Raw genomic sequence first — 5,406 nt, 5'->3', positions numbered from 1 at the left:
CGAAATAGCTATAAAAGCCTTATTAAATAAAGAAATATATACTTTATGCAACCCTTTGCTGGTTGGCGATGCTGCTGTATTTACCCATATTATTAACCGCCTGAATTTAAATGCTTCAATTCATTGTATCAAAAACGTTAGCGACGCTAAATTTAATTTTGGAGAGATTGATGTGTATGACCTGCATAACGTAGAGATGGATAAGCTGATATTCGGCGAAATATCTGCGATGGCCGGCGAAGCGGCTTTTCAATCTGTGAAAAAAGTTATAGAACTGGCTATGGCTGGCGAAATTGATGCTACGGTTACAGGGCCAATTAATAAAAAATCCATCAACGAAGCCGGGCACCATTTTGCCGGCCATACTGAAATATATGCGGAATTTACCGGTACACTCAAATACGCGATGCTGTTGGTTGAAGATAACTTAAAGGTGATCCATGTTTCTACGCACGTATCGCTTCGCCAGGCATGTGACCTGGTAAAAAAAGACAGGATACTAGAGGTGATAGACTTGCTGTATAATGGCTTGATCAGCCTGGGGCAGACCAATTTAAAAATTGGCGTTGCGGGTCTTAACCCACACGCGGGCGACAGCGGATTGTTCGGTACCGAAGATGATCGGGAGATTTTACCAGCAGTAGAAGAAGCTAAAAGAAGAGGTTATGATGTGGAAGGCCCTGTTCCACCGGACACGTTGTTTGCCAAAGCGGTGACCGGCTCTTATGGTGGTATAGTAGCGATGTACCACGATCAGGGGCATATTCCCTTTAAGCTTTCTGGCTTTAAATGGGATGCGGAAAAGCAACAAATGGCCAGTGTAAAAGGAGTAAATATCACTATGGGACTGCCAATTATAAGAACATCTGTTGATCATGGAACTGCGTTTGAAATAGCAGGGAAAGGTGTTGCGAGCCCTGATGCTATGGTGCTGGCTATTGAATCGGCTGTGCAGTTAAGCAAGTATAGAAAACAAACAATTAGCTAATGATTGTCGTAATCGCTGATGATTTGACCGGTGCCGCAGAAGTTGGTGGCCTGGGATTGCGGTATGGTTTAAATGTTGACGTTGTTACTGATATTGATCAGCCTGTGATTGCAGATCTTTTGGTTATTGCTACAGATACCCGCTCCATGTCCGAACAGCATGCGTTAAAAACAATGTCGGAAATAACGTTAAAGATAAATAAGCTGAAGCCTGACCTGATATTCAAAAAAGTTGATTCTGTGTTAAGGGGGCATATCATTGCTGAACTCAACGTTCAGTTAAAACATTTTGGTATTAAAACCGCGTTGTTAGTTCCGGCTAACCCGGCATTGGGCAGGACTTTGACCAATGGTAATTATTTTATCGACGGCCAACCTATAAACTTAACCAGTTTTGCCCATGACCCTGAATTTTCCGTTACCAGTGCTGATGTGCATCGTATGTTACATGTAAATAAAGGTGAGGTAGCTATTTTAGCCAACCACGAGGCGTTGTTGCAACCCGGTATTATTGTGGGTGAATGTATAACAGAAAATGATTTAAAACTTTGGGCGAACAAAGTTTGTGAAAAAGTGCTGTTAGCCGGAGGTTCAGGTTTTTTTACAGCTATACTGGAATCTCTGGGTTTAGAAGTACAAACCAATAAAAAACATATCGATTTTGGCAAAAATGCATTATTTATTTGCGGAAGCACATTTATTAAAAGCAGGCAATTGGTTAACCAGGTAAAAAACGAGAACGGCCCGGTAAGTTATATGCCCATCGAAATTGTTAAATTAGCCAACCCTCCGGAAAGCCTTTTTGAGCAATGGGCTGATGAAGTGGCATCCTTAATAAACCTCCATAAAAAGGCTATTGTAGCCATACATGAAAATACAACAACAAGTATGGAAGTAATTACTGGTAGCTTGCGTGAAAAAAAGGCCCGGCTAGTTAAAAAGGTTTTTCAGCGATTGAAATTAAACGAGCTTTTAATTGAAGGCGGATCAACAGCTGCATCCATTATTAAGCAATTGAATTTCGATAGATTTATACCAATACAGGAATTTAGCACAGGAGTAATCAGGATGAAAGTAGATAAGCACGAAGATCTTTTTTTAACGCTTAAACCGGGAAGTTATGACTGGCCTCCTCACATCTGGAATTTTTAACTTAAGAAGATAATATCAACCAATTATGAATACTGTTCACCTTCATATTCCTGATTACATTATCCTGGTTATTTTTTTATTGGTTACCGTTTATTTCGGATTCAGGTTTTCCAAAAAGCAAAACTCAACCCAAAGCTATTTTGCCGCTAATGGAAAAATTCCGTCATGGGCTATTGGGCTTTCTATTTTAGCTACCCTTATAAGCAGCATTACTTTTTTGGCTTATCCCGGCGAAGGTTACTCATCCAACTGGATCTTACTGGTACAGGGTTTAATGGTTCCCATTGTGCTGCTGACCACGATATGGTTCATTGTGCCGCTTTACCGAAAGGTAATCGGGCTAAGCACTTATGAATATTTTGAAAAAAGGTTCGGCTCTTTTGCCAGGTATTACAGCTCGCTGGGATTTGTATTAACACATTTCTCTAAAATGGGTACCGTATTTTTCTTACTGGCTTTGGCCCTGTCAAACATGAGCGGCGTTAATACATTAGTAATCATCTCCTTAATCGGCATTGTTATCATCATACTTGCTTTACTGGGCGGTATTGAAGCTATGATTTGGTTGGATGTAATACAGGGGTTTATGCTGTTTGGTTGTGGCCTGACCTGTTTGATCATCATTCTTTATTCAGTTCATGGCGGCCCTGCTGAAGTGTGGCATATTGCTCGTGTCAATGGGCATACCGGCTTCGGGCCTTACAAATGGAATTTCAAGAAATTAACATTTGTTGTCATGGCCATCAACGGCCTGTTTTACGGCATACAGAAATATGGCACCGATCAAACGGTTGTACAACGTTATCTTACGGCCAAGTCAGACAAATCAGCTATCCGGGCATCATTAATGGGGGTATTTTTACTCATCCCGGTATGGGCGCTGTTTATGTTTATCGGCACCGGGTTATTTGTTTATTATAAGCAAAATCCAATACCGGCAGGTATGCGGTCCGATGCAGTGTTTCCTTATTTTATTGTCAATAATATTCCCACAGGTGTAGTCGGATTAATCGTAGCATCTTTGGTTTCTGCTGCAGTATGCAGCTTAGGGGCTGATTTAAATTGCCTGGCAGCTGTTGGCTTAGAGGATTATTATAAACGGATATATCCTAATAAAACTGATAAACAATATTTAAAAGCAGGAAAATGGATGGTAGCGGCTGCTGGAATTGGTGCTTTGCTTATTGCCGCTCTTTATCTTTCAGCGGGTGATGAAGGGGTTTTAGGTATTGTTTTTACCTTATACGCTATATTCTCAGGAGGAATCGCCGGTATATTTTTGTTGGGGCTGTTCAGCGCCCGTGCCAACAGGCAGGGACTTACTATTGGTATTATTGCCTGCATCATATTTACTGCTTATGCTTTTCTCACTTCTACCAAAATAGGCACGGGTAATCATAAAATTTTACTCTTAAACCTGGGTAAATATAATTTCACCCATAATAAGCTCATGATCGGCGTTTACAGTCATTTGGTAATTATTGGCGTAGGTTATTTGGCTAGCTTATTCTTCCCTAAACCTATTTTAGACAAATCGTTATTGTATATCGGGTGGCGCGGCGTAAAACAGGAAAATAATATCAAAAAATAAGTATTTTAACGGCGATTAAGTGAAAATAATTCACATGACGTTTGTTAACAATTATTCCATTGAAACCATTGCTTTTATAACCCCGGTATCAGGGTTAAGCCAGCTTTTAAAATTGTGTTTTACTTCATTAAATTTTACCCTATGCGTAATATAGGTTAAAGGATCAATTAATTCTTTTTTCATTGAATCCATTACATGTTCAAAATCGGCGCGGGTAGCATTCCTGCTACTCATCAGCGTACCTTCACGCTTATGAAATTCAGGATGACTAAAACTAATATCACCTTTTTGCAATCCTATTAAAACATATCTTGCGCCATGAGCCATATACTGAAAGGCATTGTTAATAGCTTTTAAATTCCCTGTTGCATCAATAATTACAGTAGGCATATCTCCATTTGTAATTTCCTTAAGCTGTTCCGTAACATCGGGAGATAATGCATTTATGGCATGAGCTACTTTGATCCTTTCCCTGCAAAATTGAAGCCGGGTCTCGTTAACATCCAGTGCAATTACTTTAGCGCCTGCTATGCGGGCAAATTCCATAGTGCCCAATCCTATCGGGCCGGCGCCAATTACCAATACAAACTCACCCGGCTTTACATCTGCACGCCGTATACCATGCGCGCCAATGGCTAATGGTTCAACCAGGGCCAGCTCATCAAAGCTAAGCCCTTCACCATGTAATAAGCTATGAGCAGGAACTTCCAGGTATTCTGCCATGCCCCCATCTCTATGCACCCCGCATACTTTAATGTTTACACAAAAATTTGGGCCTCCGGAACGGCAAGCTACACAATGGCCGCAATTAAAATAAGGTATAAATGTTACCCGTTCACCAACTTTAAAGTTCCGGGCATTATCAAATGCTACTAATTCTCCTGATAATTCATGCCCTAAGATACGGGGATATGCAAAATAAGGCTGAGTTCCTTCAAAAGCATGCAAATCAGTTCCACAGATACCAATTCTTTTTATCCTGATGATTGCGTTTCCGGCCTTTAATTCAGGCTTTTCCCTTTCTTCATATTTAAATGACCCCGGCTCTATGCATACTAATGTTTTCACTACTTTTACTTTATATTGGATTTTAATTGCTTTTGCAACACTAACTAGTTATTACTCGGTATCACTCAAAAATGCGACTTACAAAATCCGCCGTATAACTTAGTTTTTGGTTCCAGAATATCATATGATATTAGGTTGTCAAAGTAAATACTTTTTAGATGTTATGAAATATGAAATATTAACATCCTATTGCAAAATCTTACCCTATTTTAAACAACGCATTAATTATAATAAAGCTGCGATCGCCACTGCGTTCTGCTCCTTTCTCGTCTGTTTGGCACAAAATATTTCTGATTCAATGCATGTAATTGTCCTTAATTACATCGAACAAAATTGGAATATAATTCATAATTTTAGGGTATTTTGCACCCCTGTTTACCAATACATAAAGTTTTTTCAATTTATTATCAGTAAGTTATAATTTTTTAGTTACAAACCAGTAACAAAAATACAGACGCTTTAAAGTGTGGAAAACTTATCGTTTTTTCGCCTTTTTCGTCAAGATAAACATTCCAGATTGATCTTCTTTTTTGGCGCGACATGGTTGTTCAAATTTTTTTTCCAGTTTATGGATGATTTGAGGTTATTAGCCTCATTATCAGATATTA

Annotated in this window: 4 protein-coding genes; 3 read left to right on the top strand and 1 reads right to left on the bottom strand. The window is 39.3% G+C overall.

Annotated features, from left to right (window positions below; all coding sequences use genetic code 11):
* From pdxA to JWQ54_RS19830, 3 genes are all read left to right on the top strand, one after another.
* Positions 1–988 (top strand): 4-hydroxythreonine-4-phosphate dehydrogenase PdxA (pdxA, locus tag JWQ54_RS19840; protein ID WP_299588419.1); only part of this gene is annotated, 988 nt, incomplete at its 5' end.
* Complete coding sequence (locus JWQ54_RS19835) at positions 988–2,139, top strand: four-carbon acid sugar kinase family protein (RefSeq protein WP_299588417.1); 1,152 nt, start codon at positions 988–990, stop codon at positions 2,137–2,139. The genes pdxA and JWQ54_RS19835, both read left to right, overlap by 1 nt.
* A 25-nt stretch (positions 2,140–2,164) precedes the next feature.
* Positions 2,165–3,730 (top strand): sodium:solute symporter, encoded by a 1,566-nt coding sequence (locus JWQ54_RS19830; protein WP_299588415.1) that lies wholly within the window; start codon positions 2,165–2,167, stop codon positions 3,728–3,730.
* A gap of 51 nt (positions 3,731–3,781) precedes the next feature.
* Here the strand turns inward: JWQ54_RS19830 and JWQ54_RS19825 are convergent, their stop codons facing one another.
* Positions 3,782–4,798: a zinc-binding alcohol dehydrogenase family protein gene (locus JWQ54_RS19825; protein WP_299588413.1), complete on the bottom strand. Its 1,017-nt coding sequence runs from the start codon at positions 4,796–4,798 to the stop codon at positions 3,782–3,784.
* Positions 4,799–5,406: the final 608 nt, after the last annotated feature.

The sequence above is a fragment of the Mucilaginibacter sp. genome (assembly GCF_028288225.1).
In the GTDB taxonomy this organism is placed as follows: domain Bacteria; phylum Bacteroidota; class Bacteroidia; order Sphingobacteriales; family Sphingobacteriaceae; genus Mucilaginibacter.
The sequence above is the reverse complement of the archived record's forward strand: the minus strand, read 5'-3'. Positions and strand labels throughout refer to the sequence as shown.